This is a genomic window from Aquabacterium sp. (genome assembly GCF_044226965.1).
Lineage (GTDB): Bacteria > Pseudomonadota > Gammaproteobacteria > Burkholderiales > Burkholderiaceae_C > Pseudaquabacterium.
In genome coordinates this window covers 13,649-39,692 of record NZ_JBGAGA010000003.1, presented here as the reverse complement: position 1 = coordinate 39,692, position 26,044 = coordinate 13,649, and the positions used below count along the sequence as shown (strand labels likewise).

Annotated in this window: 28 protein-coding genes; 13 read left to right on the top strand and 15 right to left on the bottom strand. The window is 71.3% G+C overall.

All coding sequences use genetic code 11. The features are described from left to right. Positions 1-25 precede the first annotated feature (25 nt). Both ACILR4_RS02125 and ACILR4_RS02120 read left to right on the top strand, forming a co-directional pair. The gene (locus ACILR4_RS02125; protein WP_395699168.1) at positions 26-526 is read left to right on the top strand and encodes a hypothetical protein; all 501 of its coding nucleotides are present in this window, start codon (positions 26-28) and stop codon (positions 524-526) included. 22 nt (positions 527-548) lie between these two features. Continuing rightward, the gene (locus tag ACILR4_RS02120) at positions 549-926 is read left to right on the top strand and encodes a hypothetical protein (protein ID WP_395699167.1); all 378 of its coding nucleotides are present in this window, start codon (positions 549-551) and stop codon (positions 924-926) included. Here ACILR4_RS02120 and ACILR4_RS02115 read toward each other — a convergent pair whose 3' ends face one another. From ACILR4_RS02115 to ACILR4_RS02085, 7 genes are read right to left on the bottom strand one after another with little or no spacing between them, the layout of a single operon-like run. Continuing rightward, entirely contained in the window at positions 927-2,225 is a 1,299-nt protein-coding gene (locus tag ACILR4_RS02115; RefSeq protein WP_395699166.1) for a UDP-N-acetylglucosamine 1-carboxyvinyltransferase, read from the bottom strand. Positions 2,226-2,238: 13 nt separating this feature from the next. After that, positions 2,239-2,598, bottom strand: coding sequence for a nitrile hydratase accessory protein (locus ACILR4_RS02110; protein WP_395699165.1), 360 nt, complete (start codon positions 2,596-2,598; stop codon positions 2,239-2,241). Further along, positions 2,595-3,269, bottom strand: a complete 675-nt coding sequence (nthB, locus tag ACILR4_RS02105; RefSeq protein WP_395699164.1) for a nitrile hydratase subunit beta — start codon at positions 3,267-3,269, stop codon at positions 2,595-2,597. Before nthB ends, ACILR4_RS02110 begins: the two co-directional genes overlap by 4 nt. After that, positions 3,266-3,937, bottom strand: a complete 672-nt coding sequence (gene nthA, locus ACILR4_RS02100; protein WP_395699163.1) for a nitrile hydratase subunit alpha — start codon at positions 3,935-3,937, stop codon at positions 3,266-3,268. Before nthA ends, nthB begins: the two co-directional genes overlap by 4 nt. Before the next feature lie 8 nt (positions 3,938-3,945). After that, positions 3,946-5,196 carry a cytochrome c gene (locus tag ACILR4_RS02095; RefSeq protein WP_395699162.1) on the bottom strand — a complete coding sequence of 417 codons (1,251 nt, stop codon included), beginning with the start codon at positions 5,194-5,196 and terminating at the stop codon, positions 3,946-3,948. Next, complete coding sequence (locus tag ACILR4_RS02090) at positions 5,193-5,909, bottom strand: c-type cytochrome (RefSeq protein WP_395699161.1); 717 nt, start codon at positions 5,907-5,909, stop codon at positions 5,193-5,195. The genes ACILR4_RS02095 and ACILR4_RS02090 overlap by 4 nt, the downstream gene beginning before the upstream one ends. Further along, on the bottom strand, positions 5,899-6,684 hold the full coding sequence (locus ACILR4_RS02085; protein ID WP_395699160.1) for an alpha/beta hydrolase: 786 nt from the start codon (positions 6,682-6,684) through the stop codon (positions 5,899-5,901). The genes ACILR4_RS02090 and ACILR4_RS02085 overlap by 11 nt, the downstream gene beginning before the upstream one ends. A 145-nt stretch (positions 6,685-6,829) precedes the next feature. On the opposite strand from ACILR4_RS02085, the gene ACILR4_RS02080 reads away from it, so the two are divergent. Next, positions 6,830-7,291 carry a hypothetical protein gene (locus ACILR4_RS02080; RefSeq protein WP_395699159.1) on the top strand — a complete coding sequence of 154 codons (462 nt, stop codon included), beginning with the start codon at positions 6,830-6,832 and terminating at the stop codon, positions 7,289-7,291. A gap of 79 nt (positions 7,292-7,370) precedes the next feature. Further along, positions 7,371-8,720: an NAD(P)/FAD-dependent oxidoreductase gene (locus ACILR4_RS02075; RefSeq protein ID WP_395699158.1), complete on the top strand. Its 1,350-nt coding sequence runs from the start codon at positions 7,371-7,373 to the stop codon at positions 8,718-8,720. On the opposite strand, the gene ACILR4_RS02070 is transcribed toward ACILR4_RS02075, so the two are convergent. The 8 genes from ACILR4_RS02070 to ACILR4_RS02035 form a co-directional block, all read right to left on the bottom strand. Beyond that, positions 8,710-9,552 (bottom strand): arylamine N-acetyltransferase, encoded by an 843-nt coding sequence (locus ACILR4_RS02070; RefSeq protein ID WP_395699157.1) that lies wholly within the window; start codon positions 9,550-9,552, stop codon positions 8,710-8,712. The genes ACILR4_RS02075 and ACILR4_RS02070 overlap by 11 nt on opposite strands. Before the next feature lie 91 nt (positions 9,553-9,643). Then, the gene (locus tag ACILR4_RS02065; RefSeq protein ID WP_395699156.1) at positions 9,644-10,519 is read right to left on the bottom strand and encodes a formate dehydrogenase accessory sulfurtransferase FdhD; all 876 of its coding nucleotides are present in this window, start codon (positions 10,517-10,519) and stop codon (positions 9,644-9,646) included. A 12-nt stretch (positions 10,520-10,531) separates the two neighbouring features. Further along, positions 10,532-10,852 carry a hypothetical protein gene (locus ACILR4_RS02060; RefSeq protein ID WP_395699155.1) on the bottom strand — a complete coding sequence of 107 codons (321 nt, stop codon included), beginning with the start codon at positions 10,850-10,852 and terminating at the stop codon, positions 10,532-10,534. Positions 10,853-10,872: 20 nt separating this feature from the next. Further along, complete coding sequence (locus tag ACILR4_RS02055) at positions 10,873-12,024, bottom strand: formate dehydrogenase subunit gamma (protein WP_395699154.1); 1,152 nt, start codon at positions 12,022-12,024, stop codon at positions 10,873-10,875. 23 nt (positions 12,025-12,047) lie between these two features. Beyond that, positions 12,048-12,308 carry a hypothetical protein gene (locus ACILR4_RS02050; protein WP_395699153.1) on the bottom strand — a complete coding sequence of 87 codons (261 nt, stop codon included), beginning with the start codon at positions 12,306-12,308 and terminating at the stop codon, positions 12,048-12,050. Next, a complete protein-coding gene (fdh3B, locus tag ACILR4_RS02045) occupies positions 12,305-12,919 on the bottom strand; it encodes a formate dehydrogenase FDH3 subunit beta (RefSeq protein WP_395699152.1) in 615 nt (204 codons plus the stop codon). Before fdh3B ends, ACILR4_RS02050 begins: the two co-directional genes overlap by 4 nt. Positions 12,920-12,929: 10 nt before the next feature. Next, complete coding sequence (locus ACILR4_RS02040; protein WP_395699151.1) at positions 12,930-15,914, bottom strand: formate dehydrogenase subunit alpha; 2,985 nt, start codon at positions 15,912-15,914, stop codon at positions 12,930-12,932. Between the two features lie 17 nt (positions 15,915-15,931). Further along, positions 15,932-16,141 carry a formate dehydrogenase gene (locus ACILR4_RS02035; protein ID WP_395699150.1) on the bottom strand — a complete coding sequence of 70 codons (210 nt, stop codon included), beginning with the start codon at positions 16,139-16,141 and terminating at the stop codon, positions 15,932-15,934. A gap of 146 nt (positions 16,142-16,287) precedes the next feature. On the opposite strand from ACILR4_RS02035, the gene ACILR4_RS02030 reads away from it, so the two are divergent. The 9 genes from ACILR4_RS02030 to ACILR4_RS01990 are packed head-to-tail and all read left to right on the top strand — an operon-like array spanning position 16,288 to position 26,043. After that, on the top strand, positions 16,288-17,727 hold the full coding sequence (locus ACILR4_RS02030) for a sigma-54-dependent transcriptional regulator (protein ID WP_395699149.1): 1,440 nt from the start codon (positions 16,288-16,290) through the stop codon (positions 17,725-17,727). Continuing rightward, entirely contained in the window at positions 17,709-19,742 is a 2,034-nt protein-coding gene (locus tag ACILR4_RS02025; protein WP_395699148.1) for a cache domain-containing protein, read from the top strand. Before ACILR4_RS02030 ends, ACILR4_RS02025 begins: the two co-directional genes overlap by 19 nt. A 41-nt stretch (positions 19,743-19,783) precedes the next feature. Next, entirely contained in the window at positions 19,784-20,272 is a 489-nt protein-coding gene (locus ACILR4_RS02020) for a DUF3305 domain-containing protein (RefSeq protein WP_395699147.1), read from the top strand. Beyond that, complete coding sequence (locus tag ACILR4_RS02015) at positions 20,269-20,868, top strand: DUF3306 domain-containing protein (protein WP_395699146.1); 600 nt, start codon at positions 20,269-20,271, stop codon at positions 20,866-20,868. Before ACILR4_RS02020 ends, ACILR4_RS02015 begins: the two co-directional genes overlap by 4 nt. Next, positions 20,774-22,957: a 4Fe-4S dicluster domain-containing protein gene (locus tag ACILR4_RS02010; RefSeq protein WP_395699145.1), complete on the top strand. Its 2,184-nt coding sequence runs from the start codon at positions 20,774-20,776 to the stop codon at positions 22,955-22,957. Before ACILR4_RS02015 ends, ACILR4_RS02010 begins: the two co-directional genes overlap by 95 nt. Further along, positions 22,954-23,580 carry a molecular chaperone gene (locus ACILR4_RS02005; RefSeq protein WP_395699144.1) on the top strand — a complete coding sequence of 209 codons (627 nt, stop codon included), beginning with the start codon at positions 22,954-22,956 and terminating at the stop codon, positions 23,578-23,580. The genes ACILR4_RS02010 and ACILR4_RS02005 overlap by 4 nt, the downstream gene beginning before the upstream one ends. 4 nt (positions 23,581-23,584) lie before the next feature. Then, complete coding sequence (mobA, locus tag ACILR4_RS02000) at positions 23,585-24,187, top strand: molybdenum cofactor guanylyltransferase MobA (protein WP_395699143.1); 603 nt, start codon at positions 23,585-23,587, stop codon at positions 24,185-24,187. Next, a complete protein-coding gene (locus tag ACILR4_RS01995; protein WP_395699142.1) occupies positions 24,184-24,780 on the top strand; it encodes a nitroreductase in 597 nt (198 codons plus the stop codon). Before mobA ends, ACILR4_RS01995 begins: the two co-directional genes overlap by 4 nt. A 27-nt stretch (positions 24,781-24,807) precedes the next feature. Further along, positions 24,808-26,043, top strand: coding sequence for an alpha/beta fold hydrolase (locus tag ACILR4_RS01990; protein ID WP_395699141.1), 1,236 nt, complete (start codon positions 24,808-24,810; stop codon positions 26,041-26,043). The last annotated feature ends 1 nt before the right edge of the window (position 26,044 follow it).

Here is a 26,044-nt window from a genome sequence, read left to right as displayed (position 1 = left end):
GCCCCTCTATTCCGGACCTTTCTCCATGACGATCATGCCGATGACGATGACCCGCTGTCTGCCCGTGCTGGCGCTGGCCGGGCTGGCCGCCTGCGCCAGTGCCGACAAGGCGGTGGGCCAGGCCGCGGTGACGCCGCTGAACGACCTGAACCTGGTGCAGGCGCCGATCCCGCCGGCGCTGCAGCGTGCCCAGCAGGCGCCCTACCTGGTGCCGGCCGACCAGCGCTGCGTGGCGCTGACGTCTGAAGTACGCGGCCTCGACGAGGTGCTGGGCGCCGATCTCGATGCACCGCCGAGCGCGGCCAATGCCGGCCTGATCGAGCGCGGCGGCACGGCCGTGGGCGATGCCGCGGCCGGTGCACTGCGCAGCGCGGCCGAGGGCGTGGTGCCCTTCCGCGGCTGGGTGCGCAAGCTCAGCGGCGCCGAACGCTACTCGAAGGACGTGGCCGCCGCCATTGCCGCCGGCACCGTGCGCCGCGCCTACCTCAAGGGCCTGGCCCAGGCCCGCGGCTGCGCGCCGCGGTGAACGCATCCACCGGAGTCCGACGATGAAGACCGCCGCCCTGTCCCTGGCCCTTGCCACCGTGCTGCTGCAGGCCTGCGCCTCGGCGCCACCGCCGCCGGCCGAGACGCCGCAGTTGCTGGGCCGCATCGAAGCCCGCCAGGCGGCGAGCAGCACGCCGGCCGCGTCGCAGTCCAAGCTCGCGCTGAGCCCGGTGGCGATGGCGGTGCAGGAGGTGCGCCATGCCGGCACGCACCAGGTCTACACCGTGAAGTCGGCCGAGGGCGTGCGCTGGGCCGTGGCCTCGAGCGCCGACTTCGCGGTGGGCGCCTGCGTGCAGGCCTGGGGCGTGGCGCGTCCGCTGAACGCCGGTTATGCGCGGCTGGGCGAGCTGACGCTCAAGGCCTCCAGCGACTGCAAGTAGTCAGTCCCCCGCTTCCCACTGCACCGCCGCGCCCAGCGCATTGAGGTTCTCGACGAAGCGCGGGTGCGCGCGCCGGATCGGCAGCGCGTTCAGGATGGTCGAGCGGCCCTCGATGCTGGCGGCCAGCATGAACAGCGCGATCGCCACGCGGATGATGTAAGGGCTCTCGACCCGCGCCGGCACCAGCGGCTTGCCGCCGTAGATGATGAGCCGGTGCGGGTCGCACAGCACCGCATGCGCCCCGAACTTGCTGAGCTCCGAGCTCCAGCCCAGCGCGCCCTCGTAGACCTTGTTCCAGAACATCACCGAGCCCTGCGCGCGCACGCCCAGGGCGACGAAGATCGGCAGCAGGTCGGCCGGCACGTAGGGCCAGGGCGCGGCCTCGACCTTCTGCAGGATGTTGCTGGTGAAGGGCTCGCGCACCTTCAGCGGACCGTTCACGTGGGCGCGGCTGAAGCCGTCCTTGTGCTCGATCTCGACGCCGAACTTCGCGAAGGTGCGGTCCAGCAGCGGGAACTGCGCGGCGGCGCTGTTGCGCACCACCACGTCGCCGCCAGTGATCGCGCTCATCGCCAGGAAGGTGGCGACCTCGTGGAAGTCGTCGACGAAGGTGTACTCGGCACCGCCCAGCGCGTCGACGCCCTCGACCTGCACCTGCGAGCCGCCCTGGCCTTCGATGCGCGCGCCGATCAGCGTGAGGAAGTGGCAGAACTCCTGCACGTGCGGCTCGCAGGCCGCGTTGGTCAGGCGCGAGCGGCCGCGCGCCACCGCGGCGCAGAGCAGGAAGTTCTCGGTGGTGGTGACCGAGGCGTATTCCAGCCAGTGGTCGGTGGCGTCGAAGCGGCCGTTCGAGCGCAGGGTCAGCGCGCCCGGCGCCAGTTCGACCTGCGCGCCGAAGGTGCGGAACACCTCGATGTGCGGATCGACCTCGCGCACGCCCAGCGTGCAGCCGCCGACCTCGTCTTCCATCCGCACCCGGCCGAAGCGGTGCAGCAGCGCCGGCACCAGCATGATCGACGAGCGCATGCCGGTGGGCAGCCGCGCCTGCTCGGCATCGAGCCCGCTGCCGTGCTGCAGCCGCAGCGTGCCGGTGGCGTAGTCCATCTCGACCTGCGAGCCCAGTGCGCGGAAGAAGTCCAGCAGCTTGCGCACGTCGGTGATGTCGGGCACGCGGTGCAGCACGATGGGGGCCTCGGTCAGCAGCGTGGCGCACAGCACGGGCAGCACCGCGTTCTTGTTGGCCGAAGGGGCGATGCTGCCGCGCAGCGGGCGGCCGCCGTGGACGATGAGGTTGCTCATGGAAACGAAGGCGTCAGGGGTGAGGGGTGGCAGCGGCCGGTGCGTCGAAATCGCCGGGCTGCAGTTCGATCGGCCGGCCATGCGGCGTGCGCTCGGCCGCATGGTCCCAGGCCTGTGCATAACGTGCCAGTTCAGCGGCCGTGCTGGCGCCCTTGGCGGCGACGATGGCCTCCAGCGCGGCCAGCCAGTGCTGGTAGTAGGTGTCGCCGTGGTCGGCGTCGCCCGCGGCCTGGGCCCGGGCGATCTGTTCGGCCAGTGCCGCGGCCCACTCGGGCCAGCTGAACAGGCCGCGCTGATGCAGCTGCAGCACCAGCGCGAAGGCATGCGCCTGCCAGGGCTCGGCGAACACCGGGGCTTCGGCGCTCGGGTTCATGGCTGGGCCTCGTCCGCCGGCAGCAGGTAGGACTCCCAGGCGTCGACCGAGACGCGCAGGCCCGGTGCCGCATCGGCGCCCCACAGCGTGGCGCCGTCGAACACCACCGTGTACAGCCACTGCGGCTGCTCGCCCTGGCCCTGGGCATGGCTGTCGGCGAACACGTGCATGCCGTGCACGCGCTCGATCACGCCGCGGCGGCCGCGTACATAGGCCGGCAGGCGGGTGTGGTGCGGGGCCGCGTCGGCCCGCAGGCGCACCGGCTGCCCGAGCGCGAAGGCGGCGGCGCAGGTGGCCGGGCGGGCGGTGGGCGAGCCCTTGGCCAGCGCGCCGGGCACGTCCTGCGCGCGCAGCACGCGCGGCAGCGGGCGCGCCGGGTGCAGCGCGTGGCCGGCGGCCAGCTCGTCGGCGCCGACCAGGCCGCGCTCGGCCATCAGGCGCTCCAGCGCGGCCAGCCAGATCTGGTAGTAGCTGAGGTCCGCATAGTCCGGCAGCGTTTCGCGTGCGGCGCGGCTCATGTCGATGTTCCACTGGCCGGTGGCGCCCATCGCCAGCGTCAGCGCCAGTGCGCGCGGCTCCCAGGCGGCATGGAAGCGCTCGTCCTCGGGCTCCGGCGTCACGGCCCCATGGCCCGGCTGGCCGCCGAGGTCGGCGTGCGAGCGGTAGCTCATGGCGGCGTTCCGGGCGTTCCCGGCATTCCCGGCGATAGGGCCAGGCCGGTGCCGATCATCGAGTCGCGCGTGACCAGCGCGGCGAGCTGGGCCTCGCTGAAACCTTCGGTGCCGGCCGGGCGTTGCGGGATCACCAGGTAGCGCACCTCGGCAGTCGAATCCCAGACGCGGATCTCGGTCTCGGCGGGCAGCGTGACGCCGAAGTCGGCCAGCACGCCGCGCGGGTCTTTCACCGCGCGCGAACGGTAGGGAGCGCTCTTGTACCAGGTGGGCGGCAGGCCCAGCACCGGCCACGGGTAGCAGCTGCACAGCGTGCAGACCACCAGGTGGTGCTGCGTGGGCGTGTTGGGCAGCGCCACCATGTGCTCGCCTTGCCGGCCGCTGAAGCCCAGCGAGGCGATGGCGCCGGTGGCGTCGCGCAGCAGCCAGTCCATGAAGGCCGGCTCGCGCCAGGCCTTGGCCACCACCTGCGCTCCGTTGCGCGGGCCGATGCGGGTCTGGTAGGTGTCGATCAGCACGTCCAGCGCCGCGGGGTCGATGTAGCCCTTCTCGGCCAGCACGGTTTCCAGCGCGCGCACGCGCAGCTCCATCGGGCCGAGCTCGCTGTGCTCGTCGTCGTGGTCGTGGTGATGGCCATGGGGCTGGCCGTGGTCGTGATCGTGCGACATCGGGGCCGCTATTTGAGCACCTCCAGCTCGCTCACCGGCGCGGCATGGTTACCCCATGATGCGCGGATGTGGCTGAGCACGGCGGCGATGTCGGCGGCGCCGAGCTCCTGGCCGAACGGCGGCATGCCGTAGGGCCGCGGGTTGCCGGCAGTGGCCGGCGGGAAGCCGCCATTGACGACGATCAGCACCAGGTTGGCGCTGGAGGCCATCGTCACCTTGCGGTTGCCGGCCAGCGCCGGGTAGGCGCCAGGTACGCCGCGGCCGTCGCTGCCGTGGCAATCGGCGCAGCGGCGCTCGTAGATCTCCCGGCCGCGGTCGTTGGGCATGGCGGCGGCGGTCGCCGGCACCGCGGCCACCTGGGGCAGCGACTGCAGGTAGACCGCGATCGCCCGCAGGTCGGATTCCTGCAGGTGCTGCAGGCTGCGGTAGACCACCTCGGCCATCGGTCCGAGCACGCTACCGCGGCTGCTGCGGCCGGTCTTCAGCAGCTGCACCACCTGCGCGGTGTCCCAGTCGGCGACGCCGGCTTCGGCCGGCGAATTCAGCGCCGGCGCGTACCAGTCCTGCATCGGGATCGGGGCGCCGCCCAGGCGCTGCTCGTCCTGCGTCGCGCCCAGCAGGTTGCGCGGCGCGTGGCAGGCGCTGCAGTGGCCGAGGCCGTGCACCAGGTAGCGGCCCCGCAGCCATTCGGCCGACCGGCCGGGCTCGGCCGGCAGCGCACCGGGGCGGAAGAACAGCGCCCGCCACACCGCCAGCGCCAGCTGGCTGTCGTAGGGGAAGCGCAGCGCATGCGGGCGTGCGGCCTGCCGCACCGGCGGCAGCTGGCGCAGGTAGGCAAACAGCGCGTCGCTGTCCTCGCGCGTGATGCGGGTGAACTGCGGGTACGGGAAGGCCGGGTACAGCAGCCGGCCATCGGCGCTGCGGCCGTTGTGCAGCGCGCGCCAGAACTGCGCGGCATTCCAGCGGCCGAGGCCGGTGTCGGCATCCGGGGTCAGGTTGCCGGCGTGGACGGTACCGAAGGGCGTCTCGATGGCGCGGCCGCCGGCATAGGGCGCGCCGCCGCGCGCGGTGTGGCAGCCGGCGCAGTTGCCGGCCAGTGCGAGGTAGGCGCCGCGCTCGACCTGGGCCGCGGTGGCGGGCGACGCGGGCGCGGCGGTGTCGACCGACTGCTCGTCGCGCAGGTTCAGCGCCACCAGCAGGGCCAGCGCGGCGCCCACCCCGCCCAGCAGCGCGGCCAGGGCGATGAATGCGCGCTTCACCGGGCCGCCTCCGGCCCGCAGCGCAGCGGCAGCGGCCCGGCCGGTGCGGCTGCCGGCTTCGCGCCCGTGGGCACGGGTTGCGCGGCCAGCCAGCTGGCCACCGCGGCCAGGTCCTCGGGGCGCAGCCGCTGCGCCACCTGGGCCATGCAGTCCGGTGCCTGCGCGCGGCGCACGCCCACCTGCCAGCGGCCGATCTGCGAGATCAGGTAGTCGCGCGGCAACGCCAGCAGCCCTGGGGTGGCCGGCTGCATGCCCATCAGCGTCTCGCCATGGCAGGCCTGGCAGGCCGGCAGTTCGCGCGCCGCATCGCCCCGGCGCACCAGCTGCTCGCCGCGGGCCAGCGTGGCGGCGTCGCCCAGCGGCGGCGGCGCGGCGGGGTAGGGCAGGTCGAGACCTGCAAAGTAAGCGGCCATTTCGTGCAGGTAGGCGTCGTTCAGGTGTTCCACCAGGCCGGCCATGCGACCGCCGCGCCGCCGGCCGTCGCGGAAGTTCAGCAGCTGGTTGTAGAGGTAGCCCGCCGGCTTGCCCGCCAGTCGCGGGTAGTAGCCCTCGCTGCTGGCCCGGCCCTCCTTGCCATGGCAGGCGGTGCAGGCCAGCATGCGCTGCGCGATGGTGTCCGGCGCGCTGGCCGGGCCGGCGAGTGCGGCGCCGGTCGCGAGCAGTGCCGTGAAACCTAGCGAACGAAGTGTGCGGCCAACAGGCTTATTTGCCATGGATCATCAGCGCACGGTATTCGGGGAAGGACGACACGTCGTTGTGGCCGGCCTGCTCGATGACCTTCAGCGTCGCGACGCCGGGCTTGAAGTAGCCGAACAGCGCGTGGCTGTGCGCCGGCGGGATCAGGCTGTCCTGGCCGGCGACGACGATGCGCGTGGGCGCCGTCACCAGTGGTGCGTAGCGCCAGGATTCGTACTTGTCCTGCAGCAGCCAGGCCACCGGCAGCCAGGGGTACTGGCGCTGGGCCACGCGCTGCAGGCTGTCGTAGGGGGTGACGAGCACCAGCTGGTCCACCGGCCGCTGCGTGGCCAGCCGCACCGCGATGCCGCTGCCCAGGCTGCGGCCGACGACGATGACCTGCGGGTGCTGCTGGTGCACCCTGTCGAACAGCGCCAGGGCATCGGCCTGCAGCGATGCTTCGCTGGGCTGACCGGTGCTGCCGCCGTAGCCACGGTAGTGCATGGCATAGATCGAGAAGGTGGGGTAGGTGTCCACCAGGTCCGGCAGGCTGGCCGACACGTCCTCGGCATTGCCGCCGAAATACAGCACTGCCCGCGCGGTGCCGGGAATCGGCCGCACCGCCAGGCGCAGCATGGCGCCGGGCACCTGCAGCGCGGCGCTGGGCACCGGCAGCGTGGTGCCGGCCCCCATGTCGGACCCGGCGGGCGTGGGCTGGTAGATCAGCGAGCGCTGCTTCAGGAACATCGCCAGGCAGAGCCCACCGTAGACAAACAGCAGCAGCAGGGCCATCGTCAGCAGCAGGCGTTTCATTCGGCGCATCGTCGCTCAAGGCAGCAGCCGCGCAGTATCTCGCAGCCCCCCGCGGGCGCGGGGTCGCCCTTTTGGCGCGGGCTTGACGCCAGGGCCAACCGATATGACAGTGCGATGAAAACACGCGAGTCGGAGCGTTGGGATCATGGGGCATCGTGCGTTCATCGCGCGCAGCGGCTGGAGCAAGACGCCGATCTCTGCCGAAGAGTGGCAGGAAGCGGTGGCCACCTTGCCGGAGTTCGAGCTGTTTCGCGGGTCGGCGGGCGCCGTGCGGGCGATGCTGCGAGGCAGCCGCCAGCGCGGGTTGGAGCTGCAGCAGGGTTACCTGTGCGGAGAGCATGTCGATGCGCGGCTGATCGCCGCGATGTTCGTGCTGGCCGATCGCCTGGGCGCGCGCGTGTACAGCGAGCATCGCCGTGTCTACCGGGACGTGGCCGACTGGCAGCGGCGCACCGAGCGCCATGGCCGTCGGCGGCGCACCGGGTCCGGCGCGTCCGAGCTGACCTCGGCCGCGGCGCCGCGGCCGAGTGCGGCGGTGGCCAGCTGGGCGCCTTTCCTGCTGGCGGGCATCCTGACCTGCCTGGTGGCGATCTGGGCCTTCCAGTGAGCCGGCGGCGGGCGAGGGGCGCGAAGAGCGCGAAGGGCGTGGTGATAATCGCCGGCTGAGCTTTCCAGTCCCGGCCGACATGACCGTTCCCGAACCCCCGCGCCCTGCTGCTCCGACCGACACCTGCGACGTGCTGGTGATCGGTGGCGGACCCGCTGGCGCCAGCGCGGCCGCCTTGCTGGCGCGCCAGGGCCGGCGCGTGGTGATGGTCGAGAAGGACCACCACCCGCGCTTCCACATCGGTGAATCGCTGCTGCCCTGCAATGCTGCGCTGTTCGACGCGCTGGGCGTGCGCGAGCAGGTCGAAGCGATCGGCATGCCCAAGTACGGCATCGAGTTCGTCTCGCCCACGCATGCGCACACCAGCCGCGTCGAATTCAAGGACGCCTGGGACGACCGGTTCCCGTATTCGTGGCAGGTGCGCCGCTCCGAGCTCGACGAACTGCTGTTCCGCCATGCCGCCGCGCAGGGCGCCGCCACGCTCGAAGGCTGCCGCGTGCGCGAGGTGCAGTTCGATGCCGAGGGCGCGACCGTCGGCGCGGTGATGGACGACGGCAGCCAGCGCCAGTGGCGCACCCGCTTCGTGATCGACGCCTCGGGCCGCGACACGCTGCTGGCCAACAAGCTGCGCTGCAAGCAGAAGAACAAGGCGCACGACACCGCAGCGCTGTTCGGCCACTTCCGCAATGCCAGGCGGCTGGAAGGCAAGCTCGAGGGCAATATCAGCATCTGCTGGTTCGAGCACGGCTGGTTCTGGTTCATCCCACTGGCCGACGGCACGACCAGCGTCGGCGCGGTGGCCTGGCCCTACTACCTGAAGTCGCGCAACAAGCCGCTGAAGGACTTCTTCTTCGACACCATCGCGATGTGCCCCGTGCTGGCGGATCGGCTGCAGGACGCCGAGCTGGTCGACGATGCGGTGCATGCCACCGGCAACTACGCCTACACCGCCACGCATTGCAGCGGCGAGCGCTACCTGATGCTGGGCGATGCCTTCACCTTCATCGACCCGATGTTCTCGTCGGGCGTGTACCTGGCGATGCAGAGCGCCTTCGACGGTGTCGAGGTCGTGGCCGCCACGCTGGACGGCAGCCCGCGCCAGGCGGCAGCGGCGCGCCGGCGCTACGAGAAGAAGATGCGCCTGGGCCCGCGCGAATACTCGTGGTTCATCTACCGCGTGACGAACCCGACGATCCGCGAGATGTTCATGTACCCGCGCAACATCCTGCGCGGCAAGCAGGCCTTGATGTCGCTGCTGGCGGGCGACCTGTACGGCCGGGTGCCGATCAAGCCTTCGCTCTATGTGCTGAAGGCGGTGTACTACCTGCTGTCGATCGGCAACTGGCGCCGCACCTATGCCGGCTGGCGCCGCCGCCGGCACAACATCCAGGACTTCGGCCCGCTGCAGGGCGAGACCGTCATGAAGTGAGGGCAGTGGCGGCCCGGCCGGCAGCGGCCACCGCTTCGAGGCGCGCGTCGAGCCCGTCGATGCCTGCCAGCTGCAGGCCGAAGCGGCGTTGCAGCACTTCGCGCAGCACCGCGCCGCTGTCGAGCTGCTCGACCTGGGCCTGGCCATCGGCCGTGTAGTGGGTGAGCTGGTGGTCGCGCAGCGCGAGCCGGCCCTCGGGCAGCGGCCGCGCGGCGATCAGCGTGCTGCGGAACAGCGATTCGGGGTGGTGGCACAGGTACCAGCAGGCCATCTCGAAATCGCCCTGCACCTGGGCCTGCAGGTCGAAGGTGTACAGCGGCTGCCATACGCCACCCACCTCGGCCTGCAGCTCGTACAGGCTGTCGTTGCGCAGCAGGCGCACCGGGCCGTGCGGCGTGGCCTGCGGCACCCGGCGGTCCATGCGCAGCGGCGCGGTCAGCGTGTGGCCGCCGAAGCCGGCATCCACCAGGTAGCGCTGCGCGGCCACGTTCACCGCCAGCAGCATGTGGGTGCGCGGGCGGGTCACCTCGGCCGGCACGTTCCAGCGCACGCGGGCGGCCAGGTCGGCCACCGTGAAGCCGATGGCGCGCAAGGCGGCGCCCAGCAGCAGGTTGTGTTCGTAGCAGAAGCCGCCGCGCCGTCGCGCCACCAGCTTGTGCTGCAGGCTGGCCAGGTCCAGCGCCACCGGGCGGCCCAGCAAGGGGTCCAGGTTCTCGAAGGCGATGGCGCCCACGTGCGCGCGGTGCACCGCGCTCAGGGTCTCCAGCGAAATCGTGCGCGCGCCGGCATAGCCGATGCGTTGCAGGTAAGCATCCAGGTCGAAGTCGGTCATGGCTGCATCATCGCAGCCCGGCAGGGGCCCCGCGGCGCAAAGGGGATGAAGGCCGCCCCCTAAACCGGAGGTTGCGCCCGTGGCGAAATCTTCAGCCCGAGACCACCCGCACCGGGCCGCGCTGCGGCTCGGGCTCGGCGTCGAAGCGCTCGAAGCCGGTGTAGCAGAGGAAGTGGCGGTTCGACGCGCGGCCGAACAAGGTCATGCCCAGCTGGGTGGCCAGGTCGTGCCCCATCGCGGTGACGCCGTTGCGCGAGACGATGATCGGCACGCCCATCTGGGCCGACTTCATCACCATCTCGCTGGTCAGCCGGCCGGTGGTGTAGAAGGTCTTGTCGGCGCCGTGCACGTCGTGCATCGCCATCCAGCCGGCGATGGTGTCGATCGCGTTGTGGCGGCCGACGTCCTCGACGAACATCAGCAGCTCGGCGCCACGGAACAGCGCGCAGCCATGCACCGAACCGGCCTTGCGGTGGATGCTGGACTGCTGGCGCATCACTTCCAGCATCGCGTGCAAGGTGCTCTGGCGGATGCGCGCGGCCTGCGCGGCCGGCAGCTGCACCGCGGCCAGGTGGTCCATCAGCGCACCGAACACCGTGCCCTGGCCACAGCCGGTGGTGACCACGCGCCTGGCGGTGCGGGCTTCGAGGTCGGCGATGCCGTCGCGGGTCTTCACCGCGGCGGCGGCCACGTCCCAGTCGACGGTGATCGATTCGATCTCTTCCGCGCGCTCGATCAGCCGCTGGTTGCGCAGGTAGCCCAGCACCAGCAGCTCGGGCAGCGCGCCCAGGGTCATCAAGGTCAGCAGCTCGCGCTTGTCGACGAACAGCGTCAGCGGCCGCTCGGCCGGGATGGCGATGGCACGTCGCTCGCCGAATTCGTCGAGGATCGTGATCTCGCGCGTCAGGCTCGCGCGGGCGTCGCTGAGGTAAGGCTTGGCAGACAGGGCAGGCGCGGGCAGGCTCATCGGGGCCCGAGCTTACTTCTTCGGCGTCGGCGCGGCAGGCGCAGGGGCGGGCGCCGCCGGTGCCGCGGCCACGAAGGGCCCGGGGTCGGCGCAGGCCGGCGTGTCCACCGGCGGCGGCACTTCCTTGCCGGCCTTCTTGGCATCGGCCCGGTAGGCCGCGGCCACCCGGTCCATCGACTTGCACAGCTGGAAGGCGGCCACCTTGTCGCCGTGCGCGGCCTTCGCCGCGGCCTCGGCGGCCTTGGCCTTGGCTTCGTCGCTCGGCGCCGGCAGCTTGGCCACGGCCAGTCCACCCAGCATCAGCAGCAGCGGAATCGACAACAGGCGTTTCATGCGCGGTCCTCGGGGATGGTTCAGGTGGTTCGCATCGAGCCTGCGGGCGCGGCGGCTTCGGTGGACTTCGAGCGCTGCGCCGGGATCTTGCCGGCCTCGATGTCGGCGGCCCACAGCGCATGGTGCTCGCGCGCCCAGGCCTCGTTGACGTAGCCCTCGCGCATCGCGTGCCAGGCGCCGCGCGTGCCGATGGTGCCCATGTAGATGTGGCCGATGAACAGCGCCACCATCAGCAGCGTGGCCACGGCATGGACCATGTGGGCCAGCTGCATGTCGGTGCGCAGGTAGTCCAGCCCGGGCAGCAGCTTGTCCAGCACCAGGCCGGAGACGACCACCGTGACCCCGAGCACCAGCACGCCGGCCCAGAACACCACCTTCTCGCCGCCGTTGAAGCGGTGCGACGGCGGATGCGCGTGGCCGATCAGCCCGCCGCCGCTGAGGATCCAGCGCAGGTCCGAGCCATTGGGCAGGTTGTCGCGGATGAAGGTGAGGATCACGACCAGCAGCGACACCGCGAACAGCGGCCCGGCAAAGTTGTGGGCGGTCTTCAGCAGGTAGGTGAGCCCTCCGAACAGCGTGCTGCCGATCACCGGCAGCAGCACGAACTTGCCGAAGGCCATCACCAGGCCGGAGATGGCCAGCACGCTGAAGGCAATGGCGTTGCACCAGTGCGCCGAGCGCTCGAAGGGCGTGAAGCGCTCGATGCGGCGGCCGGCGTCGCCATGGTCGGCGCCCAGCGGCCCCTTGCGCCAGTAGAACAGCGCCACCGCCAGCAGCGCGATGACGACCAGGGAGCCGCCATAGGGCAGGATCCAGCGGTTGCGCACCTGGCGCCAGGCCTCGCCGGCATTGTTGAAGCGCACGCCGGGGTACTGCACGAAGGGCTGGATCAGCACGCCCTTTTCGGCGCCGGGCAGGTTGCTGATGCCGGCCTGGTGGCCGGACTCGCGCACCGCGCGCCAGAACGGCGCGTTGTTGCCGGGCTGGCTCTTGCTGCGCTGGGCCTGGGTGTCGTCGGGCTTCGGTTCCGGCGCTGCCGGGGCGGCCGCACTGGCCGCGGCCGCCGGGGCGGCGGCGGGTGCCTGGGCGCGCGTGGGCGCGCCGGCCAGCAACAGCCAGCACGCCAGCACGGCCGGCAGGGCCAGCCGAGGGATCTGCATCGACAAGGCCATCGTCGTCTCCCGGTGCGGGCGCTTCAGGGCTTGGCAGGCGTCGAACGCGTGTACTCGTTCTGTGCCTGCGAGCGGTTGCGGATCTGCTGCTCCCAGCTGGCCTTGTCGCCATCGGTCCAGCCGGGCACGACCTCGGACTTGTCCGCCGGCTGCTGCGCGACCGTCTGGTCGGCCTTGCGCGCGCCGGACTCCAGCGTCTGCGGGCGCTCGCCGCAGCCGGCCAGCGTCAGGGCGGAGGCCAGCAGGCTGACGCCGATGATCAGCGTCCCGAATCGGATATTCATGACTTCTGCCCCTCGGGTTTGGCGCTCGGCTTGCCGTAGGCCGTGCCCCAGCCCCAGACCTCGCTGCCCTTGCCGCGCACCAGCACCCGGTTGCGGAAGATGTCGGCCACCACGTCGCCGTCGCCGCCCAGCAGGGCCTTGGTCGAGCACATCTCGGCGCAGGCCGGCAGCTTGCCTTCGGACAGGCGGTTGCGGCCGTACTTCTCGAACTCGGCCTGCGAGCCGTTCTCTTCCGGCCCGCCGGCGCAGAAGGTGCACTTGTCCATCTTGCCGCGCAGGCCGAACTGCCCGTTGGTGGGGAACTGCGGCGCGCCGAACGGACAGGCGTAGCTGCAGTAGCCGCAGCCGATGCACACGTCCTTGTCGTGCAGCACCACGCCTTCGTCGGTGCGGTAGAAGCAGTCCACCGGGCACACCGCCATGCAGGGCGCGTCGCTGCAGTGCATGCAGGCCACCGAGATGCTCTTCTCGCCGGGCACGCCGTCGTTCAGCGTCACCACGCGGCGGCGGTTCACGCCCCAGGGGATGTCGTGCTCCGCCTTGCAGGCGGTGACACAGCCGTTGCACTCGATGCAGCGCTCCGAGTCGCAGATGAATTTCATGCGGGCCATCGCGTGCTCCTTAAGCCGTGGCTCGTTCGATCTGGCAGACCGTGGTCTTGGTCTCTTGCATCATCGTCACGCTGTCGTAGCCGTAGGTGGTGGCGGTGTTGACCGATTCGCCGCGGATCACCGGCTTCGCACCATCCGGGTAGTAGGGTGCCAGGTCCATGCCACCCCAGCGACCCGAGAAGTGGAAGGGCAGGAACACGGTCTCGGCATCCACCCGCTCGGTCACCTGGGCGCGCACCTTCAGGCCCTTGAAATCGGGCACCGCGGCCATCGGCGGGGTCTTGACCCACACCCAGTCGCCGTTGCGGATGCCGCGGTCATTGGCCGTGCGCGGGTTGATCTCGACGAACATCTCCTGCTGCAACTCGGCCAGCCAGGGGTTCGAGCGGGTCTCTTCGCCGCCGCCTTCGTACTCCACCAGGCGGCCGCTGGTCATGATCAGCGGGAAGGTCTTGCCGATGTCCTTGTTCTTTTCCTGCACGCTCTTGTAGAGCGTGGGCATGCGCCAGAACGCCTTCTTGTCGTCGTGCGTCGGGTACTTGGCCACCAGCTCGGGCCGGTTGCTGTAGATCGGCTCGCGGTGCTGCGGTATCGGGTCGGGGAAGTTCCAGACCACCGCGCGCGCCTTCGCGTTGCCGAAGGGATGGCAGCCGTGCACCTTCATCACCACGCGCTGGATGCCGCCGGACAGGTCGGTCTTCCAGTTCTTGCCCTCAGCGGCCTTCTTCTCGTCTTCGGTCAGGTCGTTCCACCAGCCCAGCTTCTTCAGCAGCACATGGTCGAACTCCGGGTAGCCGGTGGTCAGGTCGGCGCCCTTGCTGTGCGAGCCGTCACCGGCCAGCAGCGACACCCCGTCGCGCTCGACCCCGAAGTTCGCGCGGAAGTTGCCGCCACCGTCCATCACATGGCGGCTGTTGTCGTAGAGGTTCGGCGAGCCCGGGTGCTTCATCTCCGGCGTGCCGTAGCAGGGCCAGGGCAGGCCGAAGTAGTCGCCGTCCAGCGAGTAACCGGTCTCCTTGTCGATGCCGCCCTTGGCGCGCAGCGTCTTCACGTCGAAGACGTTCATGTTGCGCATGTGCGCCTTCAGCCGCTCCGGGCTCTGGCCGGTGTAGCCGATGGTCCAGGTGCACTTGTTGATTTCGCGCAGGATGTCCTCGGGCAAGGGCTCGTCCAGGCCCTTGACCTTCTGCATCTTGTAGTTCTTCACCAGCTCCTTGCCGAAGCCCAGCTTGTCGGCCAGCTGGTACATGATCATGTGGTCGGAGCGGCTTTCCCACAGCGGCTCGATGACCCGCTCGCGCCACTGGATCGAGCGGTTGCTCGCGGTGCAGGAGCCGCTGGTCTCGAACTGCGTGCAGGCGGGCAGCAGGTAGACCGCGCGATTGGGGTTCTGCTGCTCGGGCTTGCCGGGCATCGCGGCCATTGCCGCGGTGGCCGAGGGGAAGGGGTCGATCACCACCAGCAGGTCGAGCTTGTCCATCGCCTGCTTCATCTCGAGCCCGCGCGTCTGCGAGTTCGGCGCATGGCCCCAGAAGAACAGCCCGCGCAGGTTCGAGTCCTGGTCGATCAGCTCGTTCTTCTCGAGCACGCCGTCGACCCAGCGCGACACCGTCATGCCCGGCTTGCTCATCATGCCCGGCGCGTACTGCTTCTTGATCCACTCGAAGTCGACGTTCCAGACTTTAGCGAAGAGCTTCCACGCGCCTTCGGCCAGGCCGTAGTAGCCGGGCAGCGAATCGGGGTTGGGGCCGATGTCGGTGGCGCCCTGCACGTTGTCGTGGCCGCGGAAGATGTTGGCGCCGCCGCCGGAGACGCCGACGTTGCCCAGCGCCAGCTGCACGATGCAGGAGGCGCGCACCATGGCATTGCCGATCGAGTGCTGCGTCTGCCCCATGCACCAGACCAGCGTGCTCGGCCGGTTCTCGGCCATCGTCTTGGCGACCTTGAAGCAGGTGGCCTCATCGACCCCGCAGGCTTCCTGCACCTTGTCCGGCGTCCACTTCGCGAGCACGTCCTCGCGCACCTTGTCCATGCCGTAGACACGGTTCTCGATGTACTTCTTGTCTTCCCAGCCGTTCTTGAAGATGTGGTACAGCACGCCGAACAGGAAGGGGATGTCGGTGCCCGAGCGGATGCGCACGTACTCGTCGGCCTTGGCCGCCGTGCGCGTGAAGCGCGGGTCGACCACGATCATCTTGCAGCCGTTCTCCTTGGCATGCAGCATGTGCATCATCGACACCGGATGCGCCTCGGCCGCATTGCTGCCGATGTACATCGCCGCCTTGGCGTTCTGCATGTCGTTGTAGGAGTTGGTCATCGCGCCATACCCCCAGGTATTGGCGACGCCGGCAACGGTGGTGGAGTGGCAGATGCGCGCCTGGTGGTCGGTGTTGTTGCTGCCCCAGAAGCTGACCCACTTGCGCAGCAGGTAACTCTGCTCGTTGTTGTGCTTGGACGAGCCGACGATGAACACCGAGTCCGGCCCGCTCTGCTTCCTCAGCTCGAGCATCTTGGCGCTGATCTCGTCGAGCGCCTGGTCCCAGCTGATGCGCTGGTACTTGCCACCCACCAGCTTCATCGGGTACTTCAGGCGATATTCGCCGTGGCCATGCTCGCGCAGCGCGGCGCCCTTGGCGCAGTGCGCGCCCAGGTTGATCGGCGAATCGAACACCGGCTCCTGGCGCACCCAGACGCCGTTCTCGACCACCGCATCGACCGCGCAGCCCACCGAGCAGTGGCCGCACACGGTGCGCTTGACTTCGACCTTCTTCGCCTCGCCGGACTTGGCGGCATCGGCGGCCTGCGCCTTCTTCACCAGCATCAGCTGCGAGCCGGCGATGCCGGCGCCCAGCCCCAGGCCCGAGCGACGCAGGAAGGCGCGGCGGTCCATGGTGGGAATGGCGCGGGTCAGGCTGCGCGCGAGGCTGCCCACCAGCGGGGAATGGGCCGGGCGCTGCAGCGCGGCAGCGGCGGAAGGCTTGCGGGTCAACAGCATGGCGGGCCTCCGGCGGGTCAGACCTTGGCGGTCTGGTAGTAGCGCTGCACGTGGGCGCTGAGCTGGTAGCCGCCCCCCTTCTCGGGGGCGGGCGGGGGCTCGGCCGCCGCGGGCTCGGCCTGCCGCGCCAAGGGCACGGCCACCGCGGCAGCGGCCAGCGCGCCGGCAGTGCCGACACCGGCAAACAGGCGGCGGCGCTTGATTTCGGGTTGTCCAGATTGGCTCATCGTCACTCTCCAGGCACACCTGGCCATGCACGGCCGTGCATAGCCATGACCGCATTAGGTGTCAGCGATTACCCGACTTCAATCCGGTCCGCCCCGGGTTTTGGCGCGACACTTTGTCGCGCAACGCCCCGCACACTGCCCCCCCGATGGCCGCCCACCCGCCTTCCCGCGCCGACCTTTCCGAAGCGCCCGCCGATGCCGCCGGCCACGGCGCCGAGCGCTGGCCGCTGGCCACCGTGCTGGTGGTGGACGACGAGCCCGGCATGCGCAACTTCCTCGAGAAGACCCTGGCGCCGCGGGTGGGCCGCGTGCTGGGCGCCGGCACGGCCGAGGAAGCCGGCGAGCTGCTGCGCCGCCACCGCTTCGACCTGGTGGTGCTGGACATCGCGCTGCCGGGCAAGAGCGGCATTGCCTGGTTGCGCGAGCTGCGCGAGCGCGGCATGGCCTGCGAAGTGGTGCTGATCACCGCCTTCGCCGACCTCGAGACCGCCATCGAGGCGCTGCGCGCCGGCGCCAGCGACTTCATCCTCAAGCCCTTCCGGCTGACGCAGATCCTCAACGCGCTGAAGCATGGCCTGGAGCGGGCGCTGCTCAAGCGCGAGAACTGGGTGCTGCGGCGCACGCTGTCGCAGCAGCAGACCGGCAACGACGGGCTGGTCGGCCACTCGATCGTCGTCAAGGGCCTGCAGGCGGCGATCCAGCGCGTGGCCGGCGCGCCGTCCACCGTGCTGCTCAGCGGCGAATCGGGCACCGGCAAGGAACTGGTCGCGCAGGCGCTGCACCACCACGGCCCGCGCGCCGCAGGGCCCTTCGTGCCCGTCAGCTGTGCCAGCCTGTCGCCCGAGCTGATGGAGGCCGAGCTGTTCGGACTGGCCCAGGGCGGCGAGTCCGGCGGCCGCAAGGGCCGCGACGGCCTGTTCGTCTACGCCCAGGGCGGCACGCTGTTCCTGGACGAGATCGGCGAGCTGCCGCTGCCGCTGCAGGCCACCTTGCTGCGCGTGCTGGAAGACCGCCGCATCCGCCCGCTCGGCGGCGAGCAGGAGATTCCGGTCGACGTGCGCATCGTCGCAGCCACGCACCGCCGGCTGGCCGACGAGGTGGCGGCCGGGCGCTTCCGCGACGACCTGTACTACCGGCTGCAGGTGCTGGAGATCAACCTGCCGCCGCTGCGCGCGCACAAGGAGGACATCCCCGAGCTGGTGGCGCACTTCATCTCCACGCTGGCGCCGCAGCTGGGCGTGCCGCCGATCGAGGTCACGCCCGAGGAGATGGGCTACCTGCAGCAGTACGACTGGCCCGGCAACGTGCGCGAGCTGCGCAACCTGATCGAACGCTCGCTGATCCTCGGCGCGCTGAACGTCTCGGCGCTGTACCAGGGCCTGTCGCACCAGAGCGCCGGACGCCCGGCCGGCCTGCGCGCCCCGGCCGGCCTGCCGGCCACCACCGACCTGCACACGCTGGAGAAGCAGCACATCCTGGCCGTGCTCGACAGCGTGGGCGGCGACAAGACCCGCGCGGCGCAGCTGCTGGGTATCTCGCGGCGCACGCTGGAGCGCCGCGTGCTCGAATGGTCCGCCGCCAGCTGAGCCTGCGCTTCGCGCAATGGCCCATCCGCCGCAAGCTGCTGGCGCTGGCGCTGCTGCCGCTGCTGGGGGTGCTGCCGCTGCTGGGGCTGATCCTGCTGCTGTGGGCCAACGTCGCGCTGGACCGCATGCTGATCACCAAGGTGCGCGCCGACCTGGCGGTGGCGCATGGCTACTTCGAGCGCGTGCTCAACGAAGTGGCGGCCAGCACGCGGGCGGTGGCCGAGTCGCATGCGCTGCAGCGCGCCCTGGCCGGCTGGCAGCCCGGCCAGGCGCCGCCGCCGGGCCTGCAGGCCCTGCTGCGCGAATTCAAGCAGCGCGAGGCGCTGGATTTCATCCACCTGCGTGCGCCGGACGGCACGCTGCTGCAGGCCGATTTCGACGTGGCGCCGGACGCGGCCCCGCTGCCGCGTCATTCGGATGATATGGATCGCAGCGGCGCCAGCGTCGCGGTGCTGGCGCCGGCCGAGCAGGGCCTGCTGGCGCCCACGCTGCGCGAGCGCATCAGCGTGCCGCTGGTGCCCACCCGCAATGCGCAGCCGACCGCGCGCACGCACGAGGACCGCGCGATGGTGCTGCGCGCCGGCGCCCCGGTGGTCGACGATGCCGGCCGGCCGATCGCCCAGCTGCAGGCCGGGCTGCTGCTGAACCGCAACCTGCCCTTCATCGACCACATCAACCTGATCGTCTACCCCGAAGGCAGCCTGCCCTTCGGCAGCCGCGGCACCGCCACGCTGTTCCTCGACGACGTCCGCATCTCCACCAACGTGCGCCTGTTCGGCATCAATGGCGAGGAGCGCGCGATCGGCACCCGCGTCTCGCAGGCCGTGCGCGAAGCGGTGCTGGTGCATGGCGACACCTGGCTGGACCGCGCCTTCGTCGTCGACGACTGGTACGTGTCAGCCTACGAGCCGCTGCACGATGCCGAAGGCCGGCCGATCGGCATGCTCTACGTCGGCTACCTCGAGCGCCCGTTCGCGTGGCTGAAGTACGGCGTGCTGGCCGGCATCGGCCTGGTGTTCTTCGCGGTGATGCTGCTCAGCGCCTGGGCCGCGCTGCGCTGGGCGCGCGGCATCTTCCAGCCGCTGGAGCAGATGGCGCTGACGATGCGCCGCGTCGAGGCCGGTGCGCTGGACGCCCGCGTCGGCCCGGTGGCCAGCGGCGACGAGATCGGCGCGCTGGCCGGGCACCTCGACCACCTGCTCGACACCATCGATGCCAACACCCGCGAGCTGCAGCGCTGGAATAGCGAGCTCGACGCCAAGGTGGCCGAGCGCACCCGCGCGCTCGAGGCCGCGCAGCAGCAGCTGCTGCGCAGCGAGAAGATGGCCGCGGTGGGCCAGCTCACCGCCAGCATCGCGCACGAGGTGAACAACCCGATCGCGGTGATCCAGGGCAACCTCGACCTCGCACGCGAGCTGCTGGGCGCCGACGCGCAGCGCGTGCTGCCTGAGCTGACCCTGATCGACGCGCAGATCGAGCGCATGCGCCTCATCGTCACGCAGCTGCTGCAGTTCGCCCGCCCCACCGAATATGCGGGCTATGTCGACAACGTCGACCCCGCGCGCACGCTGGAGGATTGCCTGGTGCTCACCGGCCACCTGCTGGCGCGCTCGCGCATCGTGCTCGAGCGCGACTACGCGGCCACGCGCAGCGTGGCCGTCAACCGGCAGGAGCTGCAGCAGGTGCTGGTGAACCTGCTGGTCAACGCCATCCACGCCATGCCCGAGGGTGGCCAGCTGCGGCTCGCCACGCGCGACCAGGGCAGCGGCGCGCAGGCCCGCGTCGAGATCGAGGTTGCCGACACCGGCGCCGGCCTGCCCGAGGACCTGGTGGCCGAGCTGTTCCGGCCCTTCGTCACCCGCAAGCCCGATGGCACCGGCCTGGGCCTGTGGATCAGCCGCAGCCTGGTGGAACGCTATGGCGGTGACATCCGCGCGGCCAACCGCCGCGACGGCGTGGCCGGCGCGGTATTCACCGTGGTGCTGCGCCACGAGCTGGCCCCGGACAAACCCTGAGCGACAGCTTGTCGCGGTCCTGGGGGCTAGACTGAAACGTCATGTTGTCCGCGGAACAGCCCAGCCTGCGCGTGGCGGTCGTCATCGAGCGCCAGCACCAGCCCAACGCCTGGGAGGAGTGGCGCTTCGTGCTCAGCGAGGTGCTGGCCGACACCGGCGAGTTCGGCACCGAGCCGCGGGTGCTGCATCACGACGCGCAGCGCACGCAGACGCTGTTTCCCGGCTTCGAGGTGACGCTGCATGCCGACGAGGGAGAGGGCTACTACCTCAACCTCAGTTCAGGTGCGCCGGTGTGGTTCGTGATGTGGCGCGTCGACGATGAAGACCCCTCCCGCGCCTGGCCCGAGCTGGTCACCCTGTCGTACAACGAAGCCGGCCGCCTGCTGGACGCGCAGGAGCGGGTCGACAACCTGCCGCTGCCGGCCGACGTGCGGCACTGGCTGCAGGCCTACACCGAGGCGCACTACCGGCCCGAGCCCAAGCAGCGCCGGCGTCCGGCCTCGTTCCAGTCGCCGGAGCGGCGCGGATGAGCGAAGGCGACGGCTTTCTCTCGCGCTGGTCGCAGCGCAAGGCGCGCGCGCGCGAGGGCGCGGCGCTGCCGGCCGAGCCGCCTCCGCCGCCCACGGTCATCGCAGCGCCGCAACCGGTGCCGGCGCCCATCCAGCCCGCTCAGGGGGCGCCAGCCGCCGAGCCTGACAACGCTGCGTCCGAACCCGCGCCCGAACCCCTGCCCACGCTGGCCGACGTGGCCGCGCTGCGCCCCGGCGACGAGGTCAGCCGTTTCGTCGCCCCCGGCGTCGACGCCGGGGTCCGCAACGCCGCGCTGAAGAAGCTGTTCGCCGATCCGCAGTTCAACGTGATGGACGGGCTGGACACCTACATCGACGACTACGGCAAGCCCGACCCGCTGCCGATGGCCGCGCTGGCCAGCATGGTGCAGCGCCAGTTCCTCGGCCTGATCACCGAGACCCCGGCCCCCGAGGCCACCACCGACGTTCCTGCCCCGGCCGTTCCCGAGCCGCTGCCCACCGATGAAGACGCTCGTCTGCGACTGCAACCGCACCATGCCGCTGGACCGCCCGGCCCTGAGCCGCGCGCTGAGCCAGACGCCCGGCGCGCAAGCTGAGGGCCTGGACACCCCCTACACGCTGCTGTGCCGGCGCGAGGCGGCCGAGTTCCAGCGCGCGCTGAAGTCCGGCGACGAACTGCTGGTGGCCTGCACCCAGGAAGCGCGCCTGTTCACCGAACTGGCCGAGCAGACCGAGGGCGCGCCGCCGCTGGCCGAGCAGCCGATCCGCTTCGTCAACCTGCGCGAGACCGGCGGCTGGTCGCGCGACGCGAAGCAGGCCATGCCGAAGATGGCCGCGCTGATCGCCGCCGCGCAGCGGCCCGACCCCGCGCCGGTGGCCACCGTCACCTACCGCTCCGGTGGCCGCGTGCTGGTGATCGGCCCGGCCGAGGCCGGCGCCCGTGCCGCCGCGATGCTGGCCGAGCGGCTGGACGTGGTGCAGCTCGTCGAGCCCGCCGGCGGCGCGCTGCCGCCCGAGCGCGAGCACCTGGTCCATGCCGGCCGCCTGCGCGCCTTGAGCGGCTGGCTCGGCGCCTTCGAGGCCGAATGGGACAGCGGCAACCCGATCGACCTGGAGCTGTGCACCCGCTGCAATGCCTGCATCGCCGCCTGCCCCGAGGGTGCGATCGACTTCTCGTACCAGGTCGACCTCGGCCGCTGCCGCGCGCACCGCGCCTGCGTGCAGGCCTGCGACGCGGCCGGCGCGATCGACTTCAACCGCGGCCCGCAACGCAACAGCGACCGCTTCGACCTGGTGCTGGACCTGCGCGCGCAGCCGGCATTCCCGCAGCACCAGCCGCCGCAAGGCTATTTCCATAGCGGCCAGGATGAGCGGCAGCTGATCGACGCGGTGCTGCAGCTGCGCGAGCTGAGCGGCGAGTTCGAGAAGCCGAAGTTCTTCCAGTACAAGCCGCAGCTGTGCGCGCACAGCCGCAACCAGCAGGTGGGCTGCCATGCCTGCATCGACGTGTGCTCGGCCCGCGCCATCCGCAGCGACGCTTCGCTCAAGGGCAAGGTCACGGGCAAGGCCCGCGGCGCGTCCGCTGACGCCAAGGCCGGCATCGTCGTCGAGCCGCACCTGTGCGTGGGCTGCGGCGCCTGCAGCACCGTGTGCCCGAGCGGCGCCCTGAGCTTTGCCTACCCCGGCCCGGTGGACCAGGGCCAGCGCTGGCGCAGCGCGCTCACCGCCTACGCGCGCGCCGGCGGGCGCGATGCCGCGCTGCTGCTGCACAGCCAGGGCGCCGGCACCCGCTGGCTGCATGAGCTGGGCCGGGCCGCGCGCATCGATGCGTCGCTGCACGGCGTGCCCGCCCGCGTGCTGCCGCTGGCGCAATGGCACACCGCCAGCACCGGCCTCGAGCTGTGGCTGGCCGCTGTTGCGCAAGGTGCTGCGCAGGTGTGGCTGCTGCTCACCGACGAGGAGGCGCCCGAGTACCGCCAGATGCTGGCCGAGCAGCTGGCGCAGGCCCAGGCCATCGTCAGCGGGCTGGGCTTTGCCGGCGAGCATTTCCGCCTGCTCGACGTGCGCGACGCGCGCGACCTGGCGGCGCTGGACGCCGCGCTGCAGGCGCCGCCGGCGCAGACGGTGCGCGTGCCGGCCAGCTTCAACGCGCTGGCCGACAAGCGCGGCACGCTGGACATCGCGCTCGAACACCTGCTGGCGCAGGCGCCGCAGCGGCCTGAATCGATTGCGCTGCCAGCCCCTGGCGCGCCGTTCGGCACGCTGGCCATCGACACCCAGGCCTGCACGCTGTGCCTGGCCTGCGTCGGCGCCTGCCCGGCCTCGGCACTGGCCGACAACCCCGAGCGGCCGCAGCTGAAGTTCATCGAGAAGAACTGCGTGCAGTGCGGCCTGTGCGCCAGCACCTGCCCCGAGCACGCCATCACGCTGCAGCCGCGGCTGTGGCTGGCCGACGAGGGCAGGGCGCGCAAGGCCGCGCGCGTGCTGCACGAGGCCGAGCCCTTTGCCTGCGTGCGCTGCGGCAAGCCCTTCGGCACGCTGCGCGCGATCGAGAACATGGTCGCCAAACTGAGCGGCCATGCCGCGTTCCAGGGCGCCGCTGCGGAGCGCTTGAAGATGTGCAGCGACTGCCGCGTGATCGACCTGCACAGCCACCCGAACGAAGTGCGCATCACCGACCTATGAGCCAGCCCCAAGCCCTGCATTTCGCCGCGCCGGACGACAGCGAGGAACTGGCCCGCGCCGAGCTCTACGGCCTGCTGGCCCGGCTGTGGGTCGCGCCGCCCGATGACGCGCTGCTGCAGCAGTTCAAGGTGGCCATCACCGAAGCGCCCGAGGCCGGCGCGCACCTGGAGGCGCCGTGGGGCGCGCTGGTCGCCGCGCTGCGCGCCACCGATGCCGCGCGCGCCGCGGCCGAGTACGACGCGCTGTTCCAGGGCGTCGGCAAGCCCGAGGTGTTCCTGTACGGCTCGTTCTACCTGGCGGGCTTCCTGAACGAACGCCCGCTGGCCCAGCTGCGCGAGGACCTGGCCGCGCTGGCCCTGACGCGCGACGCCGGCAGCAGCGAGACCGAGGACCACATCGCCTACGGCTGCGAGGTGATGCGCTACCTGATCGCCGGCGACGATGCCGCGGTGTGCAACCTGGCGCAGCAGCAGCGCTTCTTCCGCGCCCACCTGCAGCCCTGGGTCGAGCGCCTGTGCGACACGGTGCAGGCCCATCCGCGCGCCGAGGTCTGGCACGCGGTGGCCGGCTTCACCCGCGCCTTCGTGCAGGTGGAGACGCAGGCCTTCGACATGATCGAATGACGCCATGAATATCGACCCCCAGCAGATCACCGGCCTGGTGCTGGCCGGCGGCCGCGGCAGCCGCATGGGCGGCGTCGACAAGGGCCTGCAGAACCACCAGGGCCTGCCGCTGGCGCTGCACGCACTGCTGCGGCTGCAGCCGCAGGTGGGCCGCACGATGATCAATGCCAACCGCAACCTCGGCGCCTACGAGGCGATGGGCGTGCCGGTGTGGCCCGACGCCAACGCCGACTACCCCGGCCCGCTGGCCGGCTTCCTGGCCGGGCTGGAGCACTGCGAGACGCCGTACCTCGTCACCGTGCCCTGCGACACGCCGCAGTTCCCCACCGACCTGGTCGAGCGCCTGGCCCGCGCGCTGCTGGAAGCCGATGCCGAGGTGGCCATCGCCGCCACGCGCGAGGCCGATGGCGAGGTGCAGCGCCACCCGGTGTTCTGCCTGATGAAGGCCGAGCTGGTCGAAAGCCTGGGCGCCTTCATCCACGGCGGCCAGCGCAAGATCGACCGCTGGTGCGGCCAGCAGCGCTGCGTGGAGGTGCTGTTCGACGAGGCCGAGGCTTTCTTCAACGCCAACACGCCGGACGAACTCCGGCGCTTGCAGACAAAATGAGCGGCCATTCCCCTGAAGGCCCCGCGCTGCTGGCGCTGCTGCTGTCGCGCCAGTCGGTCGGCATCAAGCACCTGGCCGAGCCGGGGCCCGATGCCGCGCAGCTGCGCCTGATGGCCGATGCCGCGCTGCGCGCGCCCGACCACGGCGGGCTGGTGCCGTTCCGCTTTGCCGTCGTGCAGGGCGCGGCGCGCGAGCGCCTGGCCACGCTGTTCGCCCAGGCCGCGCGCGATGCCGGCAAGGACGAGGCCGGCGCCGCGCTGGACGCCGAGCGGGCGCAGCGGGCGCCGGTGACCATCGCGGTGATCGCGCGCCTGGACACCGGCCACCCGCAGGTGCCGGTGCACGAGCAATGGGCCTGCCTGGGCGGCGCGCTGACCAACCTGCTCAATGCCGCGCACTTCATGGGTTACGCCGGCAAGATGCTGTCGGGCAACAAGGTGCGGCACCCGGCCGTGCAGCAGGCCTTCTGCCGCGCCGGCGAAACCCTGGTCGGCTGGGTCGCCATCGGCACCCCGGTGCGCAGCCCGCAGCGCGGGCTGGACAAGCCGCGCGCGGCGGATGTGCTGGGCGACTGGGAACCGCCCGCCGCCTGAATCAAGCGCCCGTGCCGGAGCACCCCGATGCAATCGATCACCTACCGCCCACCCGGCCTGCGGGTCACCGAACACACGCTGCAAGTGCCGCTGGACCATGCGCGGCCGGAGGGCGAGCGCATCGAGGTCTTCGCCCGTGCCGTGGTGCTGGCCGAGAAGGCCGATGCCGCGCTGCCCTGGCTGCTGTACCTGCAGGGCGGGCCGGGCTTCGAAGGGCCGCGGCCCACCTCGGCCGATTCGCCGGCCTGGCTGCGGCGCGCGCTGGCCGACTACCGCGTGCTGCTGCTCGACCAGCGCGGCATGGGCCGTTCCACCCCGGTGGGCCCGGACGATGCGCGCGCGCTGGCGCCGGCCGCGCTGGCCGAGCGGCTGGCGCTGTTCCGCGCCGACGCCATCGTGCGCGACGCCGAGTGCTTCCGCCAGGCGCTGGGCATCGATCGCTGGTCGGTGCTGGGCCAGAGCTTCGGCGGCTTCTGCACGGTGAGCTACCTGTCGATGTTTCCGGGCTCGCTGCGCGAAGCCTTCATCACCGGCGGGCTGCCGCCGCTGCAGGCCGGCATCGACGAGGTGTACCGCGACACCTACCGCAGCCTGCAGCAGAAGACGGCCGCGCACTATGAACGTTATCCGCAGGACCGCGAGCGCCTGCGCCAACTGGTGGCCCGGCTGGCGGCCGACGATGTGCGCCTGCCCGGCGGCGACCGCCTGACGCCGCAGCGCCTGCGCCAGCTGGGCCTGCTGCTGGGCATGGGCACCGGCTCGGAGAAACTGCACCACCTGCTGGAACTGCCGCCCGGCAGCCCCGCCTTCCTGCACGACGTGGAAAGCGCTTCACCCTTCACGCGCAACCCGCTGTACGCGGTGATCCACGAGGCCTGCTATGCCAACGGCCAGGCCAGCGCCTGGTCGGCGCAGCGGGTGATGCCGGCCGCCTGGGCCGAAGACCCCACGCTGCTGACCGGCGAGCACGTGTTTCCGTGGATGTTCGACGAGTTCGCCGGCCTGGCCCCGTTCCGCGAAGCCGCGCACCTGCTGGCCCAGCGTCCCTGGGGCCCGCTGTACGACCCCGCGGTGCTCGCCGCCAACGAGGTGCCCTGTGCCGCGGCGATCTATGTCGACGACATGTACGTGCCGCGCGCGTTCTCGGAGCAGACGGCGCGCCAGATCCGCGGCCTGCGGCCGTGGATCACCAACGAGTTCGAGCACGACGGCCTGCACACCGGCCAGGTGCTGGGCCGGTTGATCGAGATGGTGCGACGCTAGC

Excerpts from the sequence above, each read along its gene's own strand:
- ACILR4_RS02125 (WP_395699168.1), top strand. The coding sequence starts at position 26 with ATGACGATCATGCCGATGACGATGACCCGCTGTCTGCCCGTGCTGGCG.
- ACILR4_RS02120 (WP_395699167.1), top strand. The coding sequence starts at position 549 with ATGAAGACCGCCGCCCTGTCCCTGGCCCTTGCCACCGTGCTGCTGCAG.
- ACILR4_RS02115 (WP_395699166.1), bottom strand. The coding sequence starts at position 2,225 with ATGAGCAACCTCATCGTCCACGGCGGCCGCCCGCTGCGCGGCAGCATC.
- ACILR4_RS02110 (WP_395699165.1), bottom strand. The coding sequence starts at position 2,598 with ATGAACCCGAGCGCCGAAGCCCCGGTGTTCGCCGAGCCCTGGCAGGCG.
- nthB (WP_395699164.1), bottom strand. The coding sequence starts at position 3,269 with ATGAGCTACCGCTCGCACGCCGACCTCGGCGGCCAGCCGGGCCATGGG.
- nthA (WP_395699163.1), bottom strand. The coding sequence starts at position 3,937 with ATGTCGCACGATCACGACCACGGCCAGCCCCATGGCCATCACCACGAC.
- ACILR4_RS02090 (WP_395699161.1), bottom strand. The coding sequence starts at position 5,909 with ATGGCAAATAAGCCTGTTGGCCGCACACTTCGTTCGCTAGGTTTCACG.
- ACILR4_RS02085 (WP_395699160.1), bottom strand. The coding sequence starts at position 6,684 with ATGAAACGCCTGCTGCTGACGATGGCCCTGCTGCTGCTGTTTGTCTAC.
- ACILR4_RS02080 (WP_395699159.1), top strand. The coding sequence starts at position 6,830 with ATGGGGCATCGTGCGTTCATCGCGCGCAGCGGCTGGAGCAAGACGCCG.
- ACILR4_RS02075 (WP_395699158.1), top strand. The coding sequence starts at position 7,371 with ATGACCGTTCCCGAACCCCCGCGCCCTGCTGCTCCGACCGACACCTGC.
- ACILR4_RS02070 (WP_395699157.1), bottom strand. The coding sequence starts at position 9,552 with ATGACCGACTTCGACCTGGATGCTTACCTGCAACGCATCGGCTATGCC.
- ACILR4_RS02065 (WP_395699156.1), bottom strand. The coding sequence starts at position 10,519 with ATGAGCCTGCCCGCGCCTGCCCTGTCTGCCAAGCCTTACCTCAGCGAC.
- ACILR4_RS02060 (WP_395699155.1), bottom strand. The coding sequence starts at position 10,852 with ATGAAACGCCTGTTGTCGATTCCGCTGCTGCTGATGCTGGGTGGACTG.
- ACILR4_RS02055 (WP_395699154.1), bottom strand. The coding sequence starts at position 12,024 with ATGGCCTTGTCGATGCAGATCCCTCGGCTGGCCCTGCCGGCCGTGCTG.
- ACILR4_RS02050 (WP_395699153.1), bottom strand. The coding sequence starts at position 12,308 with ATGAATATCCGATTCGGGACGCTGATCATCGGCGTCAGCCTGCTGGCC.
- fdh3B (WP_395699152.1), bottom strand. The coding sequence starts at position 12,919 with ATGGCCCGCATGAAATTCATCTGCGACTCGGAGCGCTGCATCGAGTGC.
- ACILR4_RS02040 (WP_395699151.1), bottom strand. The coding sequence starts at position 15,914 with ATGCTGTTGACCCGCAAGCCTTCCGCCGCTGCCGCGCTGCAGCGCCCG.
- ACILR4_RS02035 (WP_395699150.1), bottom strand. The coding sequence starts at position 16,141 with ATGAGCCAATCTGGACAACCCGAAATCAAGCGCCGCCGCCTGTTTGCC.
- ACILR4_RS02030 (WP_395699149.1), top strand. The coding sequence starts at position 16,288 with ATGGCCGCCCACCCGCCTTCCCGCGCCGACCTTTCCGAAGCGCCCGCC.
- ACILR4_RS02025 (WP_395699148.1), top strand. The coding sequence starts at position 17,709 with ATGGTCCGCCGCCAGCTGAGCCTGCGCTTCGCGCAATGGCCCATCCGC.
- ACILR4_RS02020 (WP_395699147.1), top strand. The coding sequence starts at position 19,784 with ATGTTGTCCGCGGAACAGCCCAGCCTGCGCGTGGCGGTCGTCATCGAG.
- ACILR4_RS02015 (WP_395699146.1), top strand. The coding sequence starts at position 20,269 with ATGAGCGAAGGCGACGGCTTTCTCTCGCGCTGGTCGCAGCGCAAGGCG.
- ACILR4_RS02010 (WP_395699145.1), top strand. The coding sequence starts at position 20,774 with ATGAAGACGCTCGTCTGCGACTGCAACCGCACCATGCCGCTGGACCGC.
- ACILR4_RS02005 (WP_395699144.1), top strand. The coding sequence starts at position 22,954 with ATGAGCCAGCCCCAAGCCCTGCATTTCGCCGCGCCGGACGACAGCGAG.
- mobA (WP_395699143.1), top strand. The coding sequence starts at position 23,585 with ATGAATATCGACCCCCAGCAGATCACCGGCCTGGTGCTGGCCGGCGGC.
- ACILR4_RS01995 (WP_395699142.1), top strand. The coding sequence starts at position 24,184 with ATGAGCGGCCATTCCCCTGAAGGCCCCGCGCTGCTGGCGCTGCTGCTG.
- ACILR4_RS01990 (WP_395699141.1), top strand. The coding sequence starts at position 24,808 with ATGCAATCGATCACCTACCGCCCACCCGGCCTGCGGGTCACCGAACAC.